The following is a 26,018-nucleotide window of genomic DNA, read 5'->3' as shown; positions in this document are numbered from 1 at the left end:
ATTTGTGGTTTGTAGAGCATCACTCATCTGATTGATTTGAATTTTCTGTGTTGTAACCGAGATCTTATCATTCAAACTAGTTGATGATTTTTCTAATATCGTCCCATTGAGAATGGCACCTGACATCTTTTGTATGAGGGTCAACATAAACCCCTTCTTCTCTTTTACTCATCATTCCCGACCTTTCTTTCTAACGTATCTGACTTGATTCATTGTATATAGATTTTTTCCAAAAAATAAAATTAAGTCATTCCCGTTGACTATAGAGCTCCATTTATTATTTTTGCTGCTAAATCTTTGTTGTATTCAATATTTATAAAACAAGTTTACCGTTTTTGTGAGTTTCTGTTTAATAACAACTTAACCATAGCTTTTGTCCAGCCGCTAAAAATACTATCAGGGACTTACAAACGTTCATATAATTCAATCTAAGGAATTTGACTTCTTTTCCATAATCATTTCCTTTTTTATTCATTTATTATTTATCTATTTTAACATCGAATGTTCTAACAAATAGTTTACTTTTTCTTCTTTTTAGAAAAAAATGTTCGACCAAGATTAATCCATTGGTCTTGGTCAACATAATTTGTCGGTTTATTTTTATTGTATCTAACTTTCATTCTAATTTTACTTGTGATTTACTGGCTAGAATTTTATTGAATCCTTTGCTCTTTTAGACTATGTGTTACATTTCCAATGGTTCTCTTTGATACTCCAAATCGCTCAGCAAGTCCTGCTATCGATGTATTTTCTGTTTTGTATGCTTCTATAATCCTTTCATTTCTCTTTTTAATTGAATTGTTAGGACCGCCAATTTCATTATTCTTTTCATTCTCATGACAGTCTCCTTGAAGTGTTTTAATCGTTTCTTTTCTCACAAAGTCAATCTCCTTTAAAGTGATTAAAAATTAATTAGTAAACAACTAGTTCCGCTAGTTAAATCATTGATATAGAAATATGCTGACCTGATTGCTTTTACCACATTTATTCTAACACCCTCTTTCAAAAAGCTTGACTTTCTTTTTTCTTTTTTCAGAAAAAGAGGTTTTGAAAAGACCACAAAAAAACATCAAAGCTAGCAGTTTTTGCTAACTTTGATGTTTCATCGATCATGTATCAATTCAATTTGTCAAAAAGATGTTTTTAACCTGGCAACTATCGCCAGCATCCATACTTTTTTTGAAACAGTTCGGATAAAATATCCCAATTGCTAAATTAAATATGGATTGGTAAACCTAAAGCGAGTTCAGCAGCATCCATCGTAATTTCACCTAGCGATGGATGTGGATGGATCGTTAACGCAATATCTTCGGCATTCATTCCTGATTCAATGGCTAAAGCAAGCTCAGAAACCATATCACTAGCACCTACACCACCGATTTGCGCTCCAATGATGACATTGTCTTCATTGGTCGTCACTAAACGGATAAAACCTTCTGTTTTTGCAAGCGATAACGCCCGTCCATTTCCTGAAAACGGAAATTTATATGCAGTAGCTTCAATACCAGCTTCTTTTGCTTCTTTGATCGTCATCCCAACAGAAGCTAATTCTGGATCTGTAAAGGCAACCGCAGGCATTGCTTTATAGTCAACTGCTACTTTCTTACCTGAGATAGCTTCTGCAGCAATTTTTGCTTCATAACTTGCTTTATGCGCTAAAGCAGCACCTGGTACGATATCCCCAATTGCAAAAATGTTTGGCACGTTCGTACGCCCTTGTTGATCCACTGGAATCAATCCACGTTCACCGACTTCGACACCCGCTTGTTCTAATCCCATATCGTCAGTATTTGGACGACGACCAACTGTTACCATGACATAATCTGCTGTCACTGTTTCTTCTTTACCGTCAACAGTATATTTGACTGTCACACTGTCCCCATTATCAACAGCTTCTTTCGCCATTGCATTGGTTACGATTGTCACACCTTTTTTCTTGAAGTCGTCTTCCACTAATTTCACCATATCTTTTTCATAGGTAGGTAAAATTTGAGGAGAACCTTCAAGAATCGTTACCTCAGCACCTAAGTTAGCATAGGCTCCACCTAATTCTGCTCCAATAACTCCGCCACCAATGATAACGAATTTTTTTGGTACTTCTTTTAAAGCTAAGCCGCCTGTTGAGTCAAGTACACGTCCGCCAAACTTGAAGCCTGGGATTTCGATCGGACGGGAACCAGTAGCAATGATTGCATTATTGAAAGAATACGTTTGAGCAGAATCGGGATGGATCACACGCAATGTATGATCATCGACGAAGAATGCTTCGCCTTCGATTGTTTCTACCTTGTGTTTTTTCAATAAGAAGCCAACACCAGAAGTCAGTGTTTTCACTACTTTATTTTCTTTCCAGTCTTGTGTTTTTGCAAAATCAAGTGTGACATTTTCACTTGTGACACCGAATAAAGTTGAATCAAGAGATTCTTGATAATGATGTCCTGCAGCAATCAGCGCTTTTGAAGGAATACAACCAACGTTTAAACAAACACCACCGATGTATTCTCTTTCAATGATTGCCACTTTTTGTCCCATTTCAGCAGCACGGATGGCAGCAACATAGCCACCAGGTCCCGCACCGATTACAACTGTGTCTAATTCTACAGCAAAATCTCCAACTACCATTTGTTTATCATCCTTCCATCATCAATAACTCAGGATCAGCTAAAAGTCGTTTGATATTGTTCATTGCTTGTTGAGCTGTTGCTCCGTCTACGATACGGTGATCAAAGCTTAAGGAAAGTTTCATCACTCGTCCAACAACGATTTCACCTTCACCATTAACGATCGGTTGTTGTGCAATTGTTCCCACACCTAAAATTGCTACTTCAGGGTAGTTGATTACTGGTGTAAACCAGCCACCACCTACAGAACCAATATTACTGATCGTAATAGTGCCATTTCGCATATCTTCAGCTGCTAATTTACCTTCATGAGCTAGTTTTGCTTTTTCATTGATTTCATCCGCAATCGCAAACATCCCTTTACGGTCTGCATCTTTTACATTTGGTACATACAAGCCATGATCTGTATCAGTTGCGATTCCGATGTTATAGTAATTTTTATAAACGATTTCTTGGTTCGCATCATCAATTGACGCATTCAAAATATGGAATTTCTTCACAGTAGCAGTTAATGCTTTTACCACGTATGGCAAGAAAGTCAATTTTGTCCCATTCGCAGCTGCCACTTCTTTAAATCTCTTACGATTATCCCAAAGTTTAGAAACCTCTACTTCGTCATGTAAAGTAACATGTGGCGCTGTTTGCTTACTATTGACCATTGCTTTAGCAATCGCTTTACGTGTCGGTGTCATTGCTACACGTTCTTCCAATTCACCTAAATTAGATTTGAACGCTTTTGCTGGTGCTGCTGGCTTGCTTTCAGCTTTCGCTTCAACCGCTTTTTCTGTCGCAGGTGCAACTGGTTCAGCTGATGCTGTTTGACTCGCATGCCCACCTGATAGATAGCTTTCAATATCTTCTTTTGTCACACGTCCACCTTTACCAGTTGCAGTGACTTGTGTGATATCCACGTCTTTTTCACGAGCAAATTGTCGAACTGATGGCATAGCCAAAACACGTTTGTTAGGATCAGCTGCCTCAGCTACTGATGCTGAACCAGAAGTTTCTACTTTAGCATCAGTTGATTCAGCTGTTTTTTCTGATGTAGTAGAAGGCGTACTATTATGTCCTGGTGCATCGATTTCTACTAATACATCACCAACAGTTGCAACTGTTCCTTCTGATACCAAGATGTTTTTAACCGTTCCAGTCACTGGTGACGGGATTTCTTCTACCGATTTATCGTTTTGTACTTCTAACAATGTGTCATCTTCATTGATGGTATCGCCTGGTTTCACAAACCATTTAACGATTTCACCTTCTGCGATTCCTTCACCAATATCGGGTAATTTAAATTCAAAGACCCCACCATCGGCACTAGCTTCAGTTGGTTCAGCAGCTGGATGTTCAGGTGTTTGCTCTTTCGCTGCTACTCCAGCATCGCCACTTGTTTCATTGTCTTCATGTCCTGGTGCATCGATTTCTACCAGTACATCGCCAACATTCGCGACTGTTCCTTCAGGTACGATGACGTTTTTCACTGTCCCAGTAACTGGGGATGGAATTTCTTCTACTGATTTATCATTTTGAATTTCTAATAACGTATCATCCTCATTGATGGTATCGCCTGGCTTGACAAACCATTTGACGATTTCGCCTTCTGCGATTCCTTCACCAATGTCAGGTAATTTAAATTGGTATGCCATGATTTACTTACGTCCCTTCTTATTTCTTAGAATTCTGCAATTTCTTTGACTTTTGCTTCAATATCAGCCGCATTTGGTAACCAGATGTTTTCAGCTTGTCCAAATGGAAAAACAGTATCTGGTGCTGCTACACGTCCAATTGGTGCTTCTAATGAAAGGATCGCACGTTCTGAGATTTCAGCAATCACTTGGGCACTTACACCTGCTTGTCGTTGCGCTTCTTGAACGACTACCACACGACCAGTTTTCTCAACTGATTGAATGATTGTGTCAATATCTAGCGGTGCGACTGTTCTTAGGTCAACGACTTCTACTGAAATATCCTCTTTCGCAAGATTGTCAGCTGCTTTGATCGCTTCACGAACCATTGCGCCATAGGTAATGATTGAAACGTCTGTTCCTTCACGAGTAATTGCCGCTTTGTCCAATGGTACTTCATAAGCTTCATCTGGAACTTCTTCACGGAATGAACGATAAAGTTTCATATGTTCCAAAAATACAACTGGGTCATTGCTGCGGATAGAAGAGATCAATAATCCTTTTGCATCATAAGGATTTGATGGAATGACTACGCGAATTCCTGGAGATTGAGCAATCAATCCTTCTAAGTTATCTGAATGAAGTTCTGGTGTGTGAACCCCACCACCAAATGGTGAACGAATCGTAATCGGTAGATTTCTAGTCCCACCCATTCGATATCTTGTACGTGCCATTTGTGCGACTACTTCATCCATGGCTTCAAAAATAAATCCAAAGAACTGAATTTCAGGTACTGGACGAAAACCTTCTAAAGCTAACCCAAAACTCATACCAGCAATCCCTGATTCAGCTAATGGGGTATCGAAAACGCGTTCTTCGCCAAATTTTTCTTGCAATCCTTCCGTTGCACGGAAAACTCCACCGTTTTTCCCAACATCTTCACCAAAAACGATTACGTTCTCATCATTTTCAAGTTCAAGTGCTAGGGCATCTGTGATTGCTTGAATCATTGTTTTTTGTGCCATGATTATTTCGACTCCTTCGCTTCATAGATTGCAATTTGTTCTTTAATTGATTGTGGTGCCACTTCAAACATATTTTTTAAGAAATCAGAAACTTTTTGTTTTGGAATCTTATCTGCTTCAGCAATCGCTGCTTTGATTTCCTCTTTTGTTTGTTCAATTACTTGTTCTTCTTTTTCTTCTGACCATAGACCTTTTTCTGTTAGGTAGTTACGGAAACGGATCAATGGATCTTTTTTCTGCCATTCGTCATCTGTTTCTTTTGAACGGTAACGAGTTGGGTCATCTCCTGATAAAGTATGCGGACCATAACGGTAAGTCAATGTCTCAATCAAGACTGGACCATTCCCGTTGATTGCCCAATCACGTGCCATTTTAGATACTGTATAAACTGCTAATGGATCCATACCATCTACTTGGATCCCTGGAATCCCGGCTGCCACAGCTTTTTGCGCTAATGTTTTAGCAGCTGTTTGTTTTTCACGAGGTGTTGAGATCGCAAAGCCATTGTTTTGGATATAAAATACAGCATTTGCATGATAAGCTCCAGCAAAGTTGATTGCTTCATAGAAATCACCTTGAGAAGAGCCGCCGTCACCTGTATAAGTGAAGACCACATTTTTTTTGTTTCGTTTTTTCAATCCTAAAGCCACACCAGCTGCTTGGATGTACTGCGCACCAATAATGATTTGTGGTGGTAGAGCTTTCAATTCTTCTGGATAAAAATTCCCTGCCGCATGTCCTCGTGACCATAAGAAAGCTTGTGCTAAAGGCAATCCATGTTTTACTAATTGGGGAACATCACGGTAACCAGGAAGTAATACGTCTTCTTTTTCAAAAGCAAATGCACTTGCAAGTTGGCTAGCTTCTTGACCAGCTGTCGGTGCAAAGAATCCTAGACGTCCTTGACGGTTTAAAGCTGTTGAGCGTTGGTCTAATACACGAGACCAAACCATGCTAGTCATTAATTCTACTAATTGTTCATCTGATAAATCAGGAACAAGATCAGGGTTTACTACTTTACCATTTTGGTCAAGCGCTTGGTATACTGGAAAATCTGAATTGACTTCATCTAATAACGCATTAAAGTCTAGTGGTAATTTCTTTTTTGCCATTTGTACACATTCCTCTCTCATCATATAAGAAAATCTCATCTTTCTGCGATTGAAACAGATATATAAACTGTATCAATATCCAACCGTCTTCTTTTATAAATTATCATGGATCATTAAGAAATACAAGCTAAAAGCAAAAAAATTCACGTTTTTAAAAATTTGTAATAATCCGCTTAACCACGCAAATAGTGAACAACATCACAATCAAGAAAGCGGTTTACATCTTTTGTACAAAATTAGTCCTGATTTTCTATCTACTCCTCTCTACTGTTATCATTGAATCCGCACATTGTTATACCTTATTCCAACAAACAGAAAAATTTTTTTATTAATTAGTGATTTTCTTTACAATCATCCCTCTTTTAATTTTCTACTATATGTGTATTTTTTTCAATTAAAAAGCAACAGCAAGGAATCTCCTTAACTGTTGCACATGAACCTGTTCTTTTGATCATGAATTAAACGGATAAACGTTTTGCTAATTTTGCCATTTCCGCTTGAAAAAATGGCAGCCTTTCTTCAGTTAAACGACTAAAATTGATACGCAACCCGTTGGTCTCTTCTCCAAACAAAAAATTTGGTGCAATGCCTAACCCTGAGCGGATCAATTCTTCCGCAATATCTCTTGTCAATTGCTGTCCTTTCCACGTAATCCACGCATAGTACCCACCATAAATGGGCCAGACTTCAAAAAAGTTTTGCGTTTTTTCCCATTCAACCAGTGTCAAACTTCTTTTGTATAATTCTTCCCTCACAATGGCGATCTTTGTGCTATAACTTTCTTCAAATACAGTCATCGCCACATTTTGGGGAAAGATGCTCATCGAAAATTCCATCATTTCCTGCGCTTTCGCTAAGCGGTCGATAAAGGAACGCAGCCCAACGATCCAACCTATCTTGGTCGTTTGTCCTAATACCCTAGATAATGATCCGACATATAAGACGTTTTCCGGATCAATCGAATGAATCGCAGTTGGTTTATGCTTTTCACTATCATGAAAGGATAAGTCACTAAAAACGTCGTCTTCAATGATCGGTAATTGATAGTTGCGACAAAGGTTCACTAATGCTTCGCGACGTTTTTGGGACATCACTTTCCCTGTTGGATTTTGAAAGTTTGGATTGACTAAGACAGCTTTCAATTTATTTTTCTTGATCAACACTTCTAGCTTATCCAGCTCAATACCTTCGCTATCCATGGGTACACCAAATAGACGAATCCCTGTCGCTTTAAATAAGGACAAACGATAAAAAAACGAAGGCGCTTCTACCGCAATAGCATCACCACTAGATAAAATCGTCTGTAAAATTAGAAAAATAGCCTGTTGACCCCCACTCGTAACTAATAATTGCGTTTTAGTAAAATCAAAATAAAATTTTTCGATCAAGTAATTTTTTATTTTTGCTACTAATGGAAGATAACCTAGACAGGTGATTTGTTGCTCTTTTTCAATAATCTCATTCATTGAGTATGCTGGAAATTGAACGTTTGGTAATAAGTCTGTAGGCATCTCGCTCGAAAATAAATCGAGAAAATAAGGGTTCAGTTTTCCTACTTCGATCATTTTTTCATAACTATCATCGATTTGTTCATAGCGTTGGGAAAATAATTCGCGCCAATTCACTCTCGGGACAGAATACCGCCCCCATTCGGTTTGATTCACAAAGCGTCCACTGCCTCGGCGACTGATAAGAACGCCAAGATCTCGTAATTCATCCAACGCTCGAACCACAGTTGTGCGATTTGTTTGAAAAATAACTGCCAATTTCCTTTCAGAGGGCAAGGGTACATTGGGATCTAAATTCCCATTTTCAATATTTTTCATCACCTGATCCATAATTTGTCGATAAATTGGTCTTTGTTTCTTATCTATGACTTCCCACATGTTCTTCTCCATTCCTCTTTCTTCTACTGCCTATTTTACCTTATAAAAAAGGGGTCGAAAAGCAAAGAAAAAGCAAAGTATGACACGAGAGCATCTACTTTGCTTTTTAATAGCTATTAAATCGTATCTCCGTTAAAAATGGAGTTTTTAACAATCACATAATCAACTTTGCGAATAGCTTCAATATCTTTCCCACCCGCGTAAGAAATAGAAGATTGTAAATCTTGTTGCATTTCAACCAACGTGTCTTTCAAAGACCCTTTATGTTGGATCCAAATTTTCTTACCTTCTACATTTTTCTTTTCACCTTTTTGAAACTCGGAGGCAGAGCCGAAGTATTCTTTGTACACTACGCCATTTTCCACCATTGTTTCACCAGGCGATTCTTCATGTCCGGCAAATAGCGAACCGATCATAACCATTGTTGCGCCAAAACGAACGGATTTTGCAATATCGCCATGGGTACGAATACCCCCATCAGCAATAATCGGTTTTCTGGCAGCTTTCGCACACCATCTTAAGGCAGCAAGTTGCCAACCACCGGTACCAAAACCGGTTTTGATTTTTGTGATACAAACTTTACCAGGTCCAATTCCAACCTTTGTTGCATCAGCTCCGGCATTTTCTAATTCCCGAACAGCTTCTGGTGTACCAACGTTTCCTGCAATAACGAACGTTTCTGGTAAATGTTTTTTGATATGTTGGATCATTTCAATCACCGCATTTGAATGACCGTGCGCAATATCAATCGTGATATAATCAGGAACTAAATTTAACTGTGCTAATTCTTCAACAAATGAATATTCTTCTTGTTTTACGCCAACACTGATTGAAGTAATCAATTGTTGCTCCTTCATTTTTTGCACAAAGGGGATTCTTGCTGCTTCATCAAATCGATGCATAATATAGAAGTAACCATTTTCTGCTAAAAATTGTGCAATTGACTCATCGATGATCGTTTGCATATTCGCAGGGACAACAGGCATTTTAAAAATATGCTTTCCTAGTGTCACTGTCGTGTTACATTCTGAACGGCTACTTACAATACATTTATTAGGAATGAGTTGAATATCTTCGTAATCAAACACTTTCATGGACATGATCCTCCTGATGTTCGAATTCAGTAAAACACGAACATTATTTGCTTTTTGGGTGTTTATTTTTAGCACCTTATGTAATTTACCGTATTTAAACTAAAAAATCAAGGGGAATATAAACAAAAAAATAAAAACTCCTTAATCTGAAATAACACTGTCTAGCCATCAAACTTTTCGACAAATAAACAATCAGCTGTTTGTCGCTTATAGCTACTCAATCTCTACCAGGTGGTTCATTCTTTTGTTGATTTCCAGCTTCTTTTGATTGGTTTGTTTTCTCTTGATTGTTTTCATTCAGAGTTCCGGGTTGAACGATTGCTTTTTTAGCGTCAGAAATAATATTAGTCAATCTGTTATAAACCCGTTTTTGACCGTTAGGGTTTTCTTTATCTTTAGATAACTTTGTTTGCGAAATGTTCGAACTTTTTTCTAGCTCTTTTTCTCTATCCTTTTTGAATTTCTCCATACCAGCAAGTACTTTAGGGCTAAAATAGCTTTGCGCTATTTCTTGGATCATTCCAAGTAGAGCTCTATTAGGTTTATTTGATTTTGCAGATTTCGTTTTATTTATTGCGTGTGTCATTACTCCAAGACTATAGCGTTGGGGGTCTAGTTTTAGATTGCCTTTCGCTTCTTTACCATCACTGACATTTTCATACGCTGCTCTATGAGCGTTTAGCTCACTTTCTGGCATTGACGAATTATTGTCCCATTTATTTAGATATCCCATTTTACTCCCCTTTTCGTAGATTCTTAGTGACGTTCCTCGCATCAATATATGTAGAAGTCATTAGCGAACAAGCAACTAATGACTGTTTCATTCAATGTTTTTTCATGTCTATGGTAGGATATTGCCAGCTTCGCGATACAGCGCATACCAGTCTTCACGACTCAGTTCAACGTCTGAGGCTTGTGCAATTTCCTTGATTCGCCCTACATTCATCGTTCCTGCAATCACTTGGATATTCGCAGGATGGCGTAAAATCCAAGCTGAAGCTAAACCTGTTGGCGTTGTATGATATTTTTCAGCAAGTTCTGCTAATTTTTGATTCAATTTAGGAAACTTTTCGTTACCGATAAATACCCCTTCAAAAAAACCATATTGATAAGGCGACCATGCTTGGATCGTCATTTCATTCAAACGTGAATAATCCAAGACACTACCATCGTGGTCAACGCTAGCTTCATCTGTCATATTCACATGGATCCCTTGATCAATCATTCCAGAATGTTTCAATCCAAATTGCAATTGGTTGATCAACAAAGGTTGTTTGACGTATTTCTTTAGCAATTCGACTTGCATTGGTTTCTGATTACTTACACCGAAATAACGTACTTTACCTGACTTTTCTAATTCATCGAATACCTCTGCCACTTCCTCAGGTTCAACTAAGGTATCGGGACGATGTAATAGCAACGCATCAACATAATCCATTTTTAACCGTTTGAGGCTACCTTCTACTGATTCAATGATGTGCTTTTTGGAAAAGTCAAACATCACACCGGGAACAATCCCACATTTTGTTTGAATAAATAGCTCTTCTCTCTTTATTGAAGTTTTTGCTAACGCACTAGCAAAGATGGTTTCACATTCTCCACCACCATAGATATCCGCATGGTCAAAAAAATTGATACCGTTATCAAAAGCAGTTTCAATAATACGTTCTGGATGTTCAGCGCCATTAATCCTCATACATCCGAGAATGACCGACGACACCTTTTGATTTGAAGTTCCCAATTGAATCTGTTTCATTAAAATCATTCCTTTCTTTCCCATTAGATTTTAACACATTTACTTCAAAAAGGGGGCAAAAAGAGGCATGCCACTTTTTTCTCAAAAAAGAAAAAAATGTTATCCCCCTTTTTGTTGCGCTAGTGATTCTTAGAAAAAACGTTGATTGCTTTCATTCCAATATCTTTCCGATAAAATGTCCCCTTTGTATCTTTTGATTCTAACACGTTGTATATTTTTTCCCTCGCTTCTTCAATTGTTTCCCCATAGGACTCCACTAAGTAGATTCGACCACCTGAACCTTTTAAATTTCCTTTTTCCTCTTGAACACCTGCATAATAGACAGTTGCCTCCTCTTCAGGAAAATCGGGCAAATCCATAGCAGTTAAATACTGATTAGGATAACCTTCTGCTGCAACTACAACCCCTAAACGATATCCAGTTTCCTCCCAAATTAAATGAACCGGCTTATGATCTAACAAATCAGTGATCACTTGCGCCAAGTCACTCTTCAATCGAGGTAAAATGACTTGTGTCTCAGGATCGCCAAATCTCGCATTAAATTCAATCACTTTCGGTCCATCTGAAGTGGCGATCAATCCTGCATACAATACACCGATAAACGGACGACCAATTTCGCTCATCCCTTTAGCTGCAGGTTTTATTACTTTTTCGATTCCCGCTTCAATGATTGCTTCAGAAATGTGAGGTACTGGAGAATAGGCACCCATCCCTCCAGTATTCGGCCCTTGATCTCCATCATACGCTCGTTTATGATCTTGTGAGATTTCCATTGGATAAACTGCTTCGCCATCCACAAACGCTAACAAAGAGAACTCTTCTCCTTCTAAAAATTCTTCCACAACGATTTGATGTCCACTTTGTCCAAAACGATGTTTTTCCAGCATATCGCTGGCTGCCTGTAACGCTTCGGCTTTTGTCATCGCTACGACCACGCCTTTGCCAGCAGCTAAACCGTCCGCTTTGATCACAATTGGGGTGCCCTTCTCTTCGATATATCGCTTGGCTTCAAGATAGCTGGTAAAAGTTTTAGATTCAGCAGTTGGAATCTGACAACGCTCCATCAATTCTTTGGCGAAACTCTTAGATCCTTCAATCAATGCAGCAGCTTTCGTCGGACCAAATATTTTTAATTCCGCTTTTTTAAAATCATCTACGATCCCATTTAGTAATGGAATTTCTGGGCCAACAAAACTCCAAGTAATCGACGCTTTCTTAGCAAACTCGATCAATCCTTGATGATCAGTTTCTTTAATATCAACGATTTTGACCCCATCACGTGTCATGCCAGGATTCCCCGGTGCACAATAAACGTTTTCGACTAGCGGACTTTGTAAGATTTTACTCGCAATCGCATGTTCACGCCCACCAGATCCTATGATCAATATATTCATTTCTTACTCCTTCTATCTTAATGTCTAAAATGACGGACGTTCGTAAAGACCATGGCAATTCCATGTTTATTAGCCATATCAATCGACGCTTGGTCCTTGATACTTCCACCAGGCTGAATGATCGCCTTGATTCCGTGTTTAGCTGCATATTCCACCGAATCATCCATTGGGAAATAAGCATCGCTTGCCAAAACAGCTGCTTGTGCTTTTTCTCCAGCTTGTTCAATCGCAAGTTTGACAGAACCGACACGATTCATTTGTCCTGCACCAATCCCTAGTGTCTGATACCGATTACTTACAACGATCGCATTTGATTTGACGTGCTTAACAGCTTTCCAAGCAAATGCTAATGCAGCCATTTCATCAGATGTTGGCTGACGATCGGTTACTACTTGCCACGTAGTTGGTTCTTCCATTGCTGTATCTTTTTCTTGGACGAGTAACCCTCCAAGAACTGAAACAATTTCATTAGATGCTTTTGTTAATTGCGAGTTAAAGTCAACCGTTAATAATCGTAAATTCTTCTTGGCTTTTAAAACTTCTAGACTTTCTGGTGTATAAGACGGTGCAATGATAATTTCTAAAAAGAGTTTATGCATTTCTTGAGCTGTTGCTAAATCGACTTCCCGATTCAATACCACAATCCCACCAAAAATCGAAACAGGATCTGCTTCATAAGCTGCTAGCCAAGCATCGAAAATCGTGTGAGCTGAGCCAATACCACAAGGATTCATGTGTTTGAGTGCTACGACTGTTGGTTCTTGGTATTCACTCATGATCCGCAAAGCAGCATCTGCATCACGAATATTATTAAAAGATAGTTCTTTTCCATGAAGCTGTTTTGCTTGAGCAATCGAATAACGTTCTGGTAGAGCAGATTGATAAAAGACAGCTTGCTGATGACTATTCTCGCCATAGCGGAGGTCTTGCTTGCGTTCAAAAGTAAGAGTCAATTTTTCCGTCTTTTCTTCCTTCACTTGCTCCGTTAAATATTGAGCAATCAATGCATCATAGGCTGCTGTGTGACGAAATACTTTCGCTGCCAGTTTCTGACGTGTCGCTAGAGAAGTAGTCCCTTGATTTCTCAGTTCATCTAAAACAATTGGATAATCGTTCGGATCAACGATCGCCGTGACAAATTCATGGTTTTTGGCAGCACTACGCAACATACTTGGTCCACCAATATCAATATTTTCAATGGCTTCTTTTTCACTAACATCCGGTTTCATGATTGTTTCTTTGAAAGGATACAAATTGACGCAAACAAAATCAATCGGCAAAATCTCAGAAGCTGCCATTGCATCTCTGTGACTAGCAAGATCACGACGTGCTAATAATCCCCCATGAATCTTAGGATGCAAAGTTTTGACACGTCCGTCCATCATCTCAGGAAAGCCAGTGACATCTTCGATTGCGATGGTTAAGATTCCCGCTTCATCAAGTGCTTTTTTGGTGCCCCCAGTTGAAATGATCTCAATTTCCAAAGCTTGTAATCCCTTGGCAAATTCAACAATTCCTTTTTTATCCGATACACTTAACAATGCTCTAGTCATTTTTTTCTTCCTCCACTTTTTGCATTTCTTTGATGACTGCTTCGATTATTTTAGGATAGGTCTGATGTTCGATTTGATGAATCTTTGCTTCTAAGCTATCCAATGTGTCTTCTTTCGTAATCTCTATGGTTTCTTGGTGAATGATTGGTCCTGTATCTATCCCTTTATCAATGTAATGAATCGTTATACCTGTTTCTTTGACTTCCGCAGCAAACGCATCACGAATCCCATGTAAGCCAGGAAAATCAGGTAAAAGAGAGGGGTGGATATTAATGATCCTTGACTCATAAGCATTCAATAAAGTCGGACCAATAATCCGCATGTATCCTGCTAATACAATGAGTTCAATTTCTTTTTCCACTAGGATCTCTAAAATTTTTTCTTCATATTCTCTTTTAGATGAAAATTCTTTTGGTGAAAAAAAATGAAATGGTACATGTAACTTTTCTGCCCGTTCTAAGACAAAAGCATTCGGCTGGTCACAAAAAAGCCATTCAAAGGTATCTGGCAACTTATTTTCCCGAAAATAGTCAACTAAAGCTTGAAAGTTGCTGCCATTTCCTGAAGCAAATACGGCAATCTTCATTTTTCTTCCTCATCAAACAACACTGTTTTATTTTTTAAGGGAACTACTTCACCGATTCGATAAACCGCTTCTCCTTGCTCATTGATTTTTTCAATGACTTCATCGACTTGAGAAGCTGCTACTGCTACAACCATTCCAATACCCATATTAAAAATCTCAAACATCTCTTGTTCAGGGATTTCACCTAAACGTTGGAGACAATCAAAAATCGGCAAGCTAGGCCATGAACCTAATTGAATTTGCGCGGCCGTTCCTTCCGGCAACATCCGAGGAATATTTTCTACGAATCCACCACCAGTGATATGTGCCGCACCTTTGATCTTTTGTTCTTTTATGATTGGCAGCAAAGCTGATACATAGATTTTTGTCGGCTTTAACAATTCTCGGTCCAGTGTTTCAGACAGACCCTCTATCTGATCGGTTAATGTGTAACTATTTTGTTCAAAAAACACTTTCCGAACCAATGAATAGCCGTTTGAATGAATCCCGCTAGAAGGTAAGCCTAACAGAACATCACCAACTTCGATTTCACTTCCTGTGATCAATTGCGACTTTTCTGCAACCCCAACTGCAAAACCAGCAAGATCATACTCATTTTCCGCGTACATCCCTGGCATCTCTGCGGTTTCGCCACCGATCAACGCAAGATTACCTGCTACACAACCATCCGCCACGCCAGCGACGACTTTTTCTAATTTTTGTGGATCATTTTTTCCAGTAGCTAAATAGTCTAAGAAATATAAAGGTTCCGCACCTTGAGCTAAAATATCATTGACACACATCGCCACACAATCGATTCCGATTGTTTCATGTTGATCCGCTTCGATGGCTACTAACAATTTTGTTCCTACCCCATCTGTCCCTGATACCAAAACTGGTTCTTTTAATTGGTAAGAACTTAAATCAAAACAGCCACCAAAACCGCCTAAAGCACCCATTACCCCTAGTCGCTCTGTTTTTTTCACGTGTTTCTTGATTCGTTCTACTACTTCATAGCCAGCTTCTACATCCACACCAGCATTCGCATAGGCATTGCTCATGTTACTTCCTCCTTTATTGAAAAAAAGATACTTTTTCTTTCAATGATTCACGGTATTTTTCTTCATAGTCGTATAAAGGCGTCGGATAATCACCATTAAAATAAGCCATACATAACCCAGAATAAGGAGCTGCTTCTTTTAATCCGATTGCTTGGATCAACCCATCCTCACTTAAAAATTCCAATGAATCTGCTTCAATACATTGTCTGATTTCTTCGATACTATGATTCGCTGCAATTAGTTCTTTTCTCGTTTGAATATCAATGCCGTAAAAACAAGGATATTTTAACGGTGGTGAAGCAATTCGTACATGAACCTCTTTTGCTCCTGCTTCTTTTAATAGACGTACGATTCGCCGGCTCGTTGTTCCTCTAACGATCGAATCATCCACCATCACGATTCGTTTGCCTTCAACAACTCCTCTGACAGCCGAAAGTTTCATCCTGACACCCTGTTCCCTTAATGCTGGTGTAGGTTGAATAAAGGTTCTGGCAATGTATTGATTTTTTACTAGTCCAATCTCATAAGGGATGCCACTAGCTTCGGCATAGCCACTGGCTGCTGATAGCGAAGAATTTGGAACACCTACAACCATGTCAGCATCAATTGGCGCTTCCTGTGCTAAATTTCTCCCCATATTTTTACGAGCAGTGTGTACATTGACACCAGCGATATTTGAATCTGGTCGTGCAAAGTAGATATATTCCATGGAACAAATCGCTAACTGGGTTTCGGTCGTATAAGTATCGATCGTATAGCCCGAGTCATCAATGATCACTACTTCCCCTGGACGAACATCTCGAATAAACCGCGCACCGATGACTTCCAGTGCACAAGTTTCAGAAGCAATCACATATGCACCATTTTTCATTTGTCCGATTGCCAAAGGTCGAAAACCATTCGGATCAAGAGCGGCGATCATGGCATCTTCTGTTAAAAGCAAATAGGCAAAACCGCCTTTCACTTCATTTAATGCTTCTTTTAAACGATCGAGCAATGTTGTTTTTTTACTTCGACGAATCAAATGCATCAAAATCTCTGTATCTGAATTGGAATGGAAAATCGCACCGTCTTTTTCTAACGACGTTCTCAACGATCGGGCATTCGTAAGATTACCATTGTGAGCTAGACCGATTGACTGGTCATAAAATTTAAATAAAAAGGGTTGGATATTGTCCACACTACCATTACCTGCTGTAGCATAACGCACATGTCCAATCGCTGCTTGTCCAGAGAGTGCAGCTAGCTTTCTTTGATCTTTGAAAACTTCTGAGAGTAAACCTAGATCCCGGTGTCCTAATAGTTTCCCTTGATCATTTGAAACGATCCCAGCACCTTCTTGACCACGGTGCTGAAGACTATGAAGCCCAAAATACGTTACGCTAGATGCTTCTTGATGTCCCCAGACACCAAACACCCCACATTCTTCATTTAAACTTTTTACTTCATAAGACATTCGATTGCGTCCTCCCAGCATTTTTTAGCTGTTGTAACAGCTAGATGGATTTCCCCATCACTTGCTTGGATCACGATATTACTTGACTCAGTCACTTTACCGATACAACTTGCTTTTTCGCCCATCAAACGTTCAAATTCCTCACAATCTTCTGGAAGGATGGTGACCACAAATCTTGATTGTGTCTCTGAAAAAAGTTGTGCTGTCGTCAGATTTACTGTGACATCTAATCCCAATTGGGTACCAAAAGTTGCTTCAGCCAACGCCACAGCCAAACCGCCTTCCGAACAATCATGCGCACTGGTTACCACTCCTGCTTGAATAGCCGCCAGTAGACTTTCTTGGTTTTGTTGTTCCGTCAATAGATCAAAATGCTCGATGTCCCCTTCAATTTTTCCTAATTGCATTTTTTGCAATTCACTACCATTGAAATCGTCATAAGTTTCACCAACAAGATAAATCAAATCATCCGCCATTTTGAAAGATTGAGTGGTGATGTGTTGGTGGTCCTCGATCAATCCGACCATGCCGATCATCGGGGTAGGATAAATCGCTTTGCCATCCGTTTCATTGTATAAAGAAACATTCCCGGAGATCACAGGTGTCGCAAAGACTTCACATGCTTTGGCAATCCCGTCTGCTGATTTGACCAGTTCCCAAAATACTTCTGGTTTATCAGGAGAACCATAATTCAAGCAGTCTGTGATCGCCAATGGACGTCCGCCACTAGCTACAATGTTTCTGGCAGCCTCTGCAACAGCAATTTGGCCACCTATCTCGGGGTTTAAGTAAAGGTAGCGGGCATTACAGTCAGTCGTCATAGCAATTGCTTTTTCAGTTCCACGAATACGCAATACGGCAGCATCACTTCCAGGGGAAACTACTGTATTGGTTTGTACTTGAGAATCATAGGTTTCATAAATCGCATGTTTTGAAGCTATTGTCGGTTGTTTCAATAAATCTAGCAATAATTGATTCGCATCTTCAATGATTGGTTGATATTGCCCTAACTGTTTAAATTTTTCGATTCGAGCGGGTTCTTGCACTACCTTTTCATAAACAGGTGCATCTTCGGCTAAGGCATCAACTGGTAAGTTAGCCACTTCTTCCCCATGATGGTACAAGCGATACAAGCCATCATCGGTGACTTCTCCAATCGTAACAGCATCCAAATCATATTTTTTAAACAATTCTTTGACTCTTTCCTCTGCCCCAGCTTTTACACAAATCAACATTCGTTCCTGTGATTCTGAAAGCATCATTTCGTAAGGAGTCATATTTGTTTCTCGTTGCGGCACATCATCTAATGTCAAAATCAAACCAGATCCAGCTTTTGATGCCATTTCCGAACTTGAAGAAACCAATCCGGCAGCGCCCATGTCTTGGATTCCTACTAAAATGTCCGCATGTTCCAGGATCAATTCTAAGCAAGCTTCAAGTAATAGTTTTTCCATAAAAGGATCGCCTACTTGGACTGCGGAACGTTGCTGTTCTTCTTCTTGACTGAACTCTTCTGAAGCAAAAGTCGCACCGTGAATGCCGTCGCGTCCTGTTTTCGCACCAACATACATGATCGAATTACCCACACCAGAAGCTTGCCCTTTTTGAATGTCTTTGTGATCGATCAACCCTACGCACATGGCATTAACTAACGGATTCCCTTCATAACAAGGATCAAACGCTACTTCTCCTCCAACCGTCGGTATTCCGATACAATTACCATACCCAGAAATCCCTGCGACTACTTCTTCCAATAAGTACTTGGTTCGTGGTTGGTCTAACTCGCCAAAACGTAAGGAGTCAAGTAAAGCAATCGGACGTGCACCCATACTGAAAATATCACGGATGATCCCACCAACACCGGTTGCCGCTCCTTCATAAGGTTCTACTGCTGAAGGGTGATTATGACTTTCCGCTTTAAACACAACTGCTTGACCATCACCGATATCCACGATACCAGCGCCTTCTCCTGGACCTTGAAGAACATGCGGTCCACTTGTTGGGAACTTTCGTAAAATCGGTTTAGAATTTTTGTAAGAACAATGCTCGCTCCACATGACTGAAAACAAACCTGTTTCGGTGTAATTGGGCATTCTCCCCAAAATATCTTCTTCGATCATTCGATATTCTTCGTCTGTCAATCCCCATTCAGCATAAATTTTCTTTTCTTTGATCTCTAAGGGACTTGGTTCATTCCGTGTTTTCATCTTAGGCAGTCACCTTTCCAAAATTTTTTAACATCGAGGCAAAAAATCGTTTTCCGTCTTCTGATCCTAGTAACGCCTCCATCGCACGTTCTGGATGAGGCATCATTCCCAACACATTTCCTGCTTTATTGGTGATCCCTGCAATATTTGCGACACTACCATTGATATTCTCAGCGTAAGTAAAAACGATTTGATTATTGGCTTTTAACTCTTGCAATGTTTGCTCATCGCAAAAATAATTTCCTTCGCCATGAGCGACAGGCAGCTGAATGATCTCATCGGTTTCATACTCCGAAGTAAAGGCTGTCTGGTTGTTAACTTTCAAAGGAACAGTTTTGCAAATGAAGCGCAAAGAATCATTTTTTCTTAACACGCCTGGAAGAAGACCCGCTTCTGTAAGTATTTGAAACCCATTACATGTACCAAAGACTGGTTTTCCTTCCTCCGCAAAACGAACGACTTCATTCATGATAGCTGAAAAACGCGCAATAGCTCCACACCGCAAGTAATCGCCATAGGAAAAACCACCAGGGAGCAATACGCCGTCATAGCCTTGTAGAGAGGTTTCATCGTAACGAACATACTCAGCTTCTACTCCCATAATGTCACGAATTGCCCACAGCATATCCGCATCACAGTTCGAACCAGGAAAGACAATCACGGCAAATTTCATGCTAGATTCCCTCCAATTGTTCAATTTCATAACGATAGGTTTCCATGTTGACGTTAGCTAATAGTTTGTCACAAATCCCTTCAATCGTTTCCTCTACTGCGCTAGCTTCTGCTGAAACTTGGATCTCAAAATATTTACCGATTCGGATATCTTCAACAGTTTCATATCCCAAACGATGGACCGCATTTTTCACTGCTTCTCCTTGAGGATCTAATACAGAATCTTTATAGGTGACATAAACTTTTACAAAATACATTTCATTTTCTCCTCTCATAAACCAACTTGTGTTAAACGTGTCAAAACTTCTTGATATACTGGGACAATTTCCCCAATTTTTCGTCGATAAACATCTTTGTCCATGTGTTCGTTTGTTTTCAAATCCCATAACCGACAAGTGTCAGGCGAAATTTCATCTCCTAATACGATTTCGCCCGTAGCTGTTTTCCCAAATTCCAGTTTGAAATCAATTAACTGTAAATCGATTTTCTCAAATAGTTGGATTAACAAATGATTGATTTTTCTAGCCTGTGTCTTTAATTCAGTAATTTCATCTTCATCTGCAATTTGTAAAAACAGCACATGTTCATCATTGATAAATGGATCATCTAATTGATCGTCTTTGTAATAAAATTCGACAATTGGTGTGGGTAATTTTTGTCCTTCAGGAATTGCCAACCGTTTTGAAAAACTACCAGCTGCACTATTTCTGACTACCACTTCTAAGGGAAGAATATTTAATTTTTTCACTAATTGTTCGTCTTTTCCGATTTGTTGGATAAAGTGATTGGCAATCCCTTGTTCGGATAAATAATGGAAGACTTTACTTGTGATTTGATTGTTCAGTTCCCCTTTTCCATTTACTTGGTCTTTCATCAAGCCATTTAAAGCCGTAGCTTGGTCCAAGTATTCCACCCAAATCACCTGTTCATCTGAAGTATGGTACATTTTTTTAGCTTTTCCTTCATACAGCAAATCTTTCTGTTCCATTTCGACATCTCCTTAAATTCTTGACGATCACAACAAACATCATTTTTTTGTTCGTCTTTTCACTTTAAATTTTAACAAGTGTTTTTATCCTGTTCAACAAAAAAATGTACATTTATAGCATTAAAATTGTCTAATGTTCGTGTTTAATCCAAAAATTCTTCCCTGGAAAAATAATAAGCGTTTACACCTATAATAATTGATGCTATAGTAGGATTAGAATGATTCTGGATATTTATTCAAGGAATTCAAGGAGGTAGCGAAATGGAAGAGGCCGCAGTTTGTGCCCAATGTTTTTTAATGGATTTATCGCCCGAGGAAACGTCACGTTTATATAATGACCTGTTGTCTATCAAAGATGTCTACTTATGTAATAAAGATACGAGTTTTTATACCTTCAGAAAAATCCGTCGTGCGGCAAAACGCCATACTGAGTGTCGAAAGCGCACATTTGAATATCAAACATTTTCTGAACATCAACTCGTGATCAGTCAGATACACGAACAAAAATTATTCAAAAATCATTATCGTATCCAAGTCACTTATGATCAGCAAGAATTTGATTATACTTTTATCGAAGAATTATTGAGTTTGCTTCATACTAAACATTTTAACTATTCCGCTCAAGCCCTTTACGGATAGTTTTCTCATGCTATTATCAAGCAACATCATGAAATGAATCAAAACAGCTAAAAAGAACCCCGACCAGTTGAGTTATTTGTGTCAAGGTTCTTTTTTATTACATTTCAGTAAAAGAGTGGCTGCTTCTAGCAATCCGAAGCAAGCCACTCATTTTGATTATTTGTCTTTTTCTCCTAAACCAACACGGTCAAAGATCACATCCACATTTTTCAAGTGATGATGGTAGTCAAATGCGTCATTGATCTCTTCTTTTGTTAAAACAGAAGTAACCGTTGGATCCTCTTCAAGTAAAGGTCTAAATTGAACTTGATGATCCCATGCATAAGCTGTTTTAGGTTGAACCAAGTCGTAAGCTTCTTCTCTTGTCATACCTTTGTCAATCAGTTTCAACATCACACGTTGACTATAGATCAAGCCAAAAGTAGCTTCCATGTTACGTTTCATATTCTCAGGAAAGACCGTCAGATTTTTTACGATATTTCCAAAACGATTCAACATATAGTCCAACAAAATCGTTGTATCAGGTAAAATGATTCGTTCTGCTGACGAATGAGAGATATCTCTTTCATGCCACAACGAAACATTTTCATAGGCTGTGACCATATGACCACGAATCACTCGAGCAAGTCCAGCCATGTTTTCTGAACCGATTGGGTTTCGTTTATGAGGCATTGCTGAAGACCCTTTTTGTCCTTTAGCGAAGAACTCTTCTACTTCTCTCGTTTCTGATTTTTGCAAACCACGGATTTCTGTTGCAAAACGTTCGATGCTGGTAGCAATCAATGCCATAGTCGCAAAGTACTCTGCGTGGAGATCACGTGGGAGCACTTGCGTAGAGATCTCTTGCGGACGAATCCCTAATTTTTCACACACATATTCTTCAATAAATGGCGGAATGTTCGCAAATGTTCCTACCGCTCCTGATATCTTACCTGCTTCAACACCTTTGGCTGCATGCTCAAAACGTTCAATATTTCGTTTCATTTCTGAATACCAAGTAGCTAATTTCAAGCCAAATGTCGTTGGTTCAGCATGAACGCCATGCGTTCTTCCCATCATCACTGTGTACTTATGTTCTTTAGCTTTTTCACCAATAATTGCCGTAAAACGTTTCAAATCATCTCGTAAAAGATCATTTGCTTGTTTGATTTGATAGCCATAAGCTGTATCCACGACATCAGTACTCGTTAAGCCGTAGTGGACCCACTTACGTTCTTCGCCTAATGTTTCAGAAACTGCTCGAGTAAAGGCAACAACGTCGTGACGTGTTTCCTTTTCAATTTCCAAAATACGTTCAATATCAAAAGATGCATGTTCACGAATTTTTTTGACATCTTCTTTAGGAATTTCTCCTAATTCTGCCCATGCTTCGTCAGCTAAAATTTCTACCTCCAGCCAAGCTTGGTATTTGTTTTGTTCTGTCCAGATATTGCCCATTTCAGGTCGTGTATAACGTTCTAACATCAATTTTTCTCCTTTAATCCCAAATATTGGTTTTCTTTATTTCATCCAAAGTTTGTTGAATGTCTTCAGTTACGATAGTAATATGCCCCATTTTACGACCCTTTTTCGCTTGTGCTTTCCCATAAAAATGAAATTGCCAATCTGGTTTTTTATCGATCAAATGATAGCTTTCTAATAACTGCTCGCCCAATACATTGACCATCACTGCCTCACTCAATAAACGGACTTTTTTACTTAATGGCCAACCACATATTCCCCGAATATGGGCATCAAATTGACTCATCGAGCATGCTTCAATGGAGTAATGTCCCGAGTTGTGAGGTCGTGGTGCTAATTCATTCACATATAAACCACCAGTTTTTGTTAAAAACATTTCAATGCAAAGTACGCCAGATAAGCTCATTCCTTCAGCGATGACTCTAGCGATCCGCTCTGCTTCTTCAACAACCTCATCAGCGATTGCTGCTGGTGCAATCGTTTCATGTAAAATGTTGTTACGGTGGATATTTTCGACCACTGGAAATGTACTATAATCCCCTTGTCCGTTTCCAGCAACTAAGATTGAGATTTCTTTTTCAAAGGGAATCCATGCTTCCAATACACAGGTCCCTTCCCTTAGTAAATCCATTGCTGGCGCAAGGTCTGCCCGACTTTTCAAGACGTATTGTCCCTTGCCGTCATATCCACCTCGTGTCGTTTTCAACACACAAGGATAACCAATACCATCAATGGCATCTTGAATATCGGTTGGACTTACAATTGTCGCATAAGGAGCAATAACGATATTATTCGTTTCTAAAAAAGATTTTTCTAAAAGACGATCTTGGGTGATCGCTAATAAATCAGTTCCTTGAGGAATAAACGACATAGAGGAAATGGCATTTAATGCTTCCACACTGACGTTTTCAAATTCATACGTGATAACATCTGTTCGTCTAGCAAGCTCTTCCAATGCAAAAGTATCATCGTATGTTCCTTGAATATACCAATCAGCTACTTGAGCTGCTGGACAATTCGTTACAGGATCAAGAACCCCGACTTTAAAGCCCATTTCTTTTGCACTGATCGCCATCATCCGTCCTAATTGTCCGCCACCGACAATTCCGATCGTTGATCCAGGCAACAAAGGTTTAACCAAGTTGATCACTACTTTCTATCACAGTTTCAGCTAACATTAACCGTCTTTTCGCTAACTTAGCCTCCAACTTTAAATCATACATTGAAAGCATCTCAACCGCAAGTAGTCCAGCGTTAATTGCCCCCGCTTTTCCAATCGCCGTCGTTGCCACAGGAACACCACCAGGCATCTGGACAATAGATAATAGCGAATCTAATCCGTTCAATGTTCGTGTTTGTACCGGAACGCCAATTACTGGTAAGGTTGTTTGAGAAGCCACCATTCCTGGTAGATGAGCGGCTCCACCTGCTCCAGCAATGATCACTTTGATTCCCCTTGCTCGTGCTTCTTTGGCATACTGAAACATCAAATCAGGTGTACGATGCGCAGAGACGACTTTCTTTTCATAAGCCACCTCAAACTCTTCTAGAATCTCGCAAGTATTTTTCATCGTTTCCCAATCAGATGTACTCCCCATAATTACCGCAACCTTGATTGTCATACATTTCTCCTTTCTCTACTTTCACATTCATATTTTAGCAATCGATTTTTTTGATGTCAAAGAATTTTCGAATATTATAAAGATTTTCATCTTTAATGTTCGGTATTTATATCAGCAAAAAAACGAGAGTGAGACAATAGTTCTTTCTCAAAAAAAATAAGTTCGATTTTGATGTTTATTGTCAAAATCGAACTTATTTTTTCTGTTATGCGCACTTTCCTCTCCATATATTTTCCTTATTTTCTTAAATTTAATGCCATCAGTGCCAAACCAATACCAATCGTTGCTCCATGTTTTCCACGTAAATGGAAACGATGGAACGCCAAGTGAGCCTTCAGATATCCGAATGCGGGTTCGACATCCATTTTTCGTTTCCGATAAATCGAACCAGTTTTCTCCTCTAGAAGCTTTTTTCTGCATTCTGCTGTGAAATAGCGCCAATTATTATTTACTTGAATTTTTCGCTTTTGTTCACTTTTCACACGCGTACATTGACGACGAACTGGACAGTTCCGACAATCCTCACATTCATAGATTTTGAAATCTCGAATAAAGCCACCTTTATCTATTCTGCGACTATAATTTTTGAACGGTACCGGACGATTCGCTGGGCAAATATAGGTGTCTTGTTCTTCAAGATAACGCCTATTCTCCACGTTAAACGGATTCTCCTTGTCCTTCTTTTTATTTTTTTTGTAATAACTGCCATAGGTAATCAAGGGAGTTTTATGTAGAACATCGTTGATATACATGTAAATTTCTTCGCTACCATACCCTGCATCTGCCACAATGTACTCCGGCAACTCCTTATGTTGGTCTAAAAACTATCTAAAAATGGATTCAATGTTTTGGTGTCTGTGGGATTCGGAAATAATTCATAGCTCAAAACATACTGATTTTCGGTGGCGATTTGTAAATGATAACCTAGTTTGCGCTGTCCATTTCGCATATAATCGTCTTTCATCCGCATAAAGGCGGCATCAGTAAATGTTCTACATCTAGTGGTAAAGTTATTTGGTTGATGGTATTATTTTTAAACATAAAGCACACTCCTTTGATTTTTGTTTAAACACTTTAATCATACAAGGTTGTGTGCTTTTTGTGTGCCCTAAAATAAAAAAAATGGGACAATAATCAGATTTTTTCTGACTATTGTCCCACTCTCTAATCTTAGTATGTTTTTGTAAATGGAAACAATAAATTTCGTGGGAACTATCATATTCTTTGTATAGATTTATGTAATTATCCATTATACAAGTAGAAGAAAAGAGTAGTTTTTCA

22 protein-coding genes and 1 pseudogene are annotated in these 26,018 nt (G+C 39.0%); 1 reads left to right on the top strand and 22 read right to left on the bottom strand.

Annotated features, from left to right (window positions below):
• Positions 1-653: 653 nt before the first annotated feature.
• The 18 genes from IGL30_RS05250 to purC form a co-directional block, all read right to left on the bottom strand.
• On the bottom strand, positions 654-878 hold the full coding sequence (locus IGL30_RS05250; RefSeq protein ID WP_260221586.1) for a hypothetical protein: 225 nt from the start codon (positions 876-878) through the stop codon (positions 654-656).
• A gap of 337 nt (positions 879-1,215) precedes the next feature.
• Positions 1,216-2,622 (bottom strand): dihydrolipoyl dehydrogenase, encoded by a 1,407-nt coding sequence (lpdA, locus tag IGL30_RS05245; protein ID WP_010719369.1) that lies wholly within the window; start codon positions 2,620-2,622, stop codon positions 1,216-1,218.
• A gap of 7 nt (positions 2,623-2,629) precedes the next feature.
• A complete protein-coding gene (locus IGL30_RS05240) occupies positions 2,630-4,267 on the bottom strand; it encodes a dihydrolipoyllysine-residue acetyltransferase (protein WP_123874838.1) in 1,638 nt (545 codons plus the stop codon).
• A gap of 26 nt (positions 4,268-4,293) precedes the next feature.
• Positions 4,294-5,271, bottom strand: a complete 978-nt coding sequence (locus IGL30_RS05235; RefSeq protein WP_010737448.1) for an alpha-ketoacid dehydrogenase subunit beta — start codon at positions 5,269-5,271, stop codon at positions 4,294-4,296.
• 2 nt (positions 5,272-5,273) lie between these two features.
• Positions 5,274-6,383 carry a pyruvate dehydrogenase (acetyl-transferring) E1 component subunit alpha gene (gene pdhA, locus IGL30_RS05230; protein WP_010719372.1) on the bottom strand — a complete coding sequence of 370 codons (1,110 nt, stop codon included), beginning with the start codon at positions 6,381-6,383 and terminating at the stop codon, positions 5,274-5,276.
• Between the two features lie 458 nt (positions 6,384-6,841).
• A complete protein-coding gene (locus IGL30_RS05225) occupies positions 6,842-8,269 on the bottom strand; it encodes a PLP-dependent aminotransferase family protein (RefSeq protein ID WP_375371712.1) in 1,428 nt (475 codons plus the stop codon).
• A 116-nt stretch (positions 8,270-8,385) separates the two neighbouring features.
• Positions 8,386-9,363, bottom strand: coding sequence for a GMP reductase (gene guaC / locus IGL30_RS05220; RefSeq protein ID WP_088745452.1), 978 nt, complete (start codon positions 9,361-9,363; stop codon positions 8,386-8,388).
• A 217-nt stretch (positions 9,364-9,580) separates the two neighbouring features.
• Positions 9,581-10,096: a hypothetical protein gene (locus IGL30_RS05215; protein WP_010737446.1), complete on the bottom strand. Its 516-nt coding sequence runs from the start codon at positions 10,094-10,096 to the stop codon at positions 9,581-9,583.
• 108 nt (positions 10,097-10,204) lie between these two features.
• On the bottom strand, positions 10,205-11,119 hold the full coding sequence (locus IGL30_RS05210; protein WP_123874839.1) for an aldo/keto reductase: 915 nt from the start codon (positions 11,117-11,119) through the stop codon (positions 10,205-10,207).
• A gap of 119 nt (positions 11,120-11,238) precedes the next feature.
• On the bottom strand, positions 11,239-12,513 hold the full coding sequence (purD, locus tag IGL30_RS05205; RefSeq protein ID WP_088745449.1) for a phosphoribosylamine--glycine ligase: 1,275 nt from the start codon (positions 12,511-12,513) through the stop codon (positions 11,239-11,241).
• A 17-nt stretch (positions 12,514-12,530) separates the two neighbouring features.
• Positions 12,531-14,066 carry a bifunctional phosphoribosylaminoimidazolecarboxamide formyltransferase/IMP cyclohydrolase gene (purH, locus tag IGL30_RS05200; RefSeq protein ID WP_053766390.1) on the bottom strand — a complete coding sequence of 512 codons (1,536 nt, stop codon included), beginning with the start codon at positions 14,064-14,066 and terminating at the stop codon, positions 12,531-12,533.
• Positions 14,059-14,652, bottom strand: a complete 594-nt coding sequence (purN, locus tag IGL30_RS05195) for a phosphoribosylglycinamide formyltransferase (protein WP_010737442.1) — start codon at positions 14,650-14,652, stop codon at positions 14,059-14,061. The genes purH and purN overlap by 8 nt, the downstream gene beginning before the upstream one ends.
• Entirely contained in the window at positions 14,649-15,692 is a 1,044-nt protein-coding gene (gene purM / locus IGL30_RS05190) for a phosphoribosylformylglycinamidine cyclo-ligase (RefSeq protein ID WP_010719380.1), read from the bottom strand. The genes purN and purM overlap by 4 nt, the downstream gene beginning before the upstream one ends.
• 13 nt (positions 15,693-15,705) lie before the next feature.
• Positions 15,706-17,148, bottom strand: coding sequence for an amidophosphoribosyltransferase (gene purF, locus IGL30_RS05185; RefSeq protein WP_034700370.1), 1,443 nt, complete (start codon positions 17,146-17,148; stop codon positions 15,706-15,708).
• The gene (gene purL / locus IGL30_RS05180; RefSeq protein ID WP_123874840.1) at positions 17,133-19,355 is read right to left on the bottom strand and encodes a phosphoribosylformylglycinamidine synthase subunit PurL; all 2,223 of its coding nucleotides are present in this window, start codon (positions 19,353-19,355) and stop codon (positions 17,133-17,135) included. Before purL ends, purF begins: the two co-directional genes overlap by 16 nt.
• A gap of 1 nt (position 19,356) precedes the next feature.
• On the bottom strand, positions 19,357-20,028 hold the full coding sequence (gene purQ, locus IGL30_RS05175) for a phosphoribosylformylglycinamidine synthase subunit PurQ (protein ID WP_096710422.1): 672 nt from the start codon (positions 20,026-20,028) through the stop codon (positions 19,357-19,359).
• A 1-nt stretch (position 20,029) separates the two neighbouring features.
• On the bottom strand, positions 20,030-20,284 hold the full coding sequence (purS, locus tag IGL30_RS05170) for a phosphoribosylformylglycinamidine synthase subunit PurS (RefSeq protein ID WP_010737437.1): 255 nt from the start codon (positions 20,282-20,284) through the stop codon (positions 20,030-20,032).
• A gap of 14 nt (positions 20,285-20,298) precedes the next feature.
• Positions 20,299-21,015, bottom strand: a complete 717-nt coding sequence (purC, locus tag IGL30_RS05165; RefSeq protein ID WP_053766392.1) for a phosphoribosylaminoimidazolesuccinocarboxamide synthase — start codon at positions 21,013-21,015, stop codon at positions 20,299-20,301.
• 261 nt (positions 21,016-21,276) lie between these two features.
• Here purC and IGL30_RS05160 point away from each other — a divergent pair, with 261 nt between their 5' ends.
• Positions 21,277-21,654 (top strand): hypothetical protein, encoded by a 378-nt coding sequence (locus tag IGL30_RS05160; protein ID WP_010737435.1) that lies wholly within the window; start codon positions 21,277-21,279, stop codon positions 21,652-21,654.
• 156 nt (positions 21,655-21,810) lie between these two features.
• Here IGL30_RS05160 and purB read toward each other — a convergent pair whose 3' ends face one another.
• The 4 genes and pseudogenes from purB to IGL30_RS05140 all read right to left on the bottom strand — a co-directional run.
• Entirely contained in the window at positions 21,811-23,118 is a 1,308-nt protein-coding gene (purB, locus tag IGL30_RS05155) for an adenylosuccinate lyase (protein ID WP_088745447.1), read from the bottom strand.
• A gap of 13 nt (positions 23,119-23,131) precedes the next feature.
• Positions 23,132-24,256: a 5-(carboxyamino)imidazole ribonucleotide synthase gene (gene purK, locus IGL30_RS05150; RefSeq protein WP_172595681.1), complete on the bottom strand. Its 1,125-nt coding sequence runs from the start codon at positions 24,254-24,256 to the stop codon at positions 23,132-23,134.
• Complete coding sequence (gene purE / locus IGL30_RS05145) at positions 24,249-24,737, bottom strand: 5-(carboxyamino)imidazole ribonucleotide mutase (protein ID WP_010719389.1); 489 nt, start codon at positions 24,735-24,737, stop codon at positions 24,249-24,251. The genes purK and purE overlap by 8 nt, the downstream gene beginning before the upstream one ends.
• 106 nt (positions 24,738-24,843) lie before the next feature.
• Positions 24,844-25,728, bottom strand: a pseudogene (locus IGL30_RS05140) (transposase); the annotation flags it as partial.
• Between the last annotated feature and the right edge of the window lie 290 nt (positions 25,729-26,018).

Source organism: Enterococcus sp. DIV1089c (assembly GCF_050530965.1).
Taxonomy (GTDB): domain Bacteria; phylum Bacillota; class Bacilli; order Lactobacillales; family Enterococcaceae; genus Enterococcus_B; species Enterococcus_B hirae.
Note: the sequence above shows the minus strand (reverse complement) of the source record. Positions and strands in the feature narration are given on the sequence as shown.

Coding starts and splice junctions, on each gene's coding strand:
- purM (WP_010719380.1), bottom strand. CDS start 15,692: ATGAGCAATGCCTATGCGAATGCTGGTGTGGATGTAGAAGCTGGCTAT.
- lpdA (WP_010719369.1), bottom strand. CDS start 2,622: ATGGTAGTTGGAGATTTTGCTGTAGAATTAGACACAGTTGTAATCGGT.
- IGL30_RS05225 (WP_375371712.1), bottom strand. CDS start 8,269: ATGTGGGAAGTCATAGATAAGAAACAAAGACCAATTTATCGACAAATT.
- purD (WP_088745449.1), bottom strand. CDS start 12,513: ATGAATATATTGATCATAGGATCTGGTGGGCGTGAACATGCGATTGCG.
- purH (WP_053766390.1), bottom strand. CDS start 14,066: ATGACTAGAGCATTGTTAAGTGTATCGGATAAAAAAGGAATTGTTGAA.
- pdhA (WP_010719372.1), bottom strand. CDS start 6,383: ATGGCAAAAAAGAAATTACCACTAGACTTTAATGCGTTATTAGATGAA.
- IGL30_RS05210 (WP_123874839.1), bottom strand. CDS start 11,119: ATGAAACAGATTCAATTGGGAACTTCAAATCAAAAGGTGTCGTCGGTC.
- purF (WP_034700370.1), bottom strand. CDS start 17,148: ATGTCTTATGAAGTAAAAAGTTTAAATGAAGAATGTGGGGTGTTTGGT.
- purQ (WP_096710422.1), bottom strand. CDS start 20,028: ATGAAATTTGCCGTGATTGTCTTTCCTGGTTCGAACTGTGATGCGGAT.
- purE (WP_010719389.1), bottom strand. CDS start 24,737: ATGACAATCAAGGTTGCGGTAATTATGGGGAGTACATCTGATTGGGAA.
- IGL30_RS05160 (WP_010737435.1), top strand. CDS start 21,277: ATGGAAGAGGCCGCAGTTTGTGCCCAATGTTTTTTAATGGATTTATCG.
- purN (WP_010737442.1), bottom strand. CDS start 14,652: ATGAAGATTGCCGTATTTGCTTCAGGAAATGGCAGCAACTTTCAAGCT.
- purC (WP_053766392.1), bottom strand. CDS start 21,015: ATGGAACAGAAAGATTTGCTGTATGAAGGAAAAGCTAAAAAAATGTAC.
- purL (WP_123874840.1), bottom strand. CDS start 19,355: ATGAAAACACGGAATGAACCAAGTCCCTTAGAGATCAAAGAAAAGAAA.
- purS (WP_010737437.1), bottom strand. CDS start 20,284: ATGTATTTTGTAAAAGTTTATGTCACCTATAAAGATTCTGTATTAGAT.
- purB (WP_088745447.1), bottom strand. CDS start 23,118: ATGTTAGAACGTTATACACGACCTGAAATGGGCAATATCTGGACAGAA.
- IGL30_RS05235 (WP_010737448.1), bottom strand. CDS start 5,271: ATGGCACAAAAAACAATGATTCAAGCAATCACAGATGCCCTAGCACTT.
- guaC (WP_088745452.1), bottom strand. CDS start 9,363: ATGAAAGTGTTTGATTACGAAGATATTCAACTCATTCCTAATAAATGT.
- IGL30_RS05240 (WP_123874838.1), bottom strand. CDS start 4,267: ATGGCATACCAATTTAAATTACCTGACATTGGTGAAGGAATCGCAGAA.
- IGL30_RS05215 (WP_010737446.1), bottom strand. CDS start 10,096: ATGGGATATCTAAATAAATGGGACAATAATTCGTCAATGCCAGAAAGT.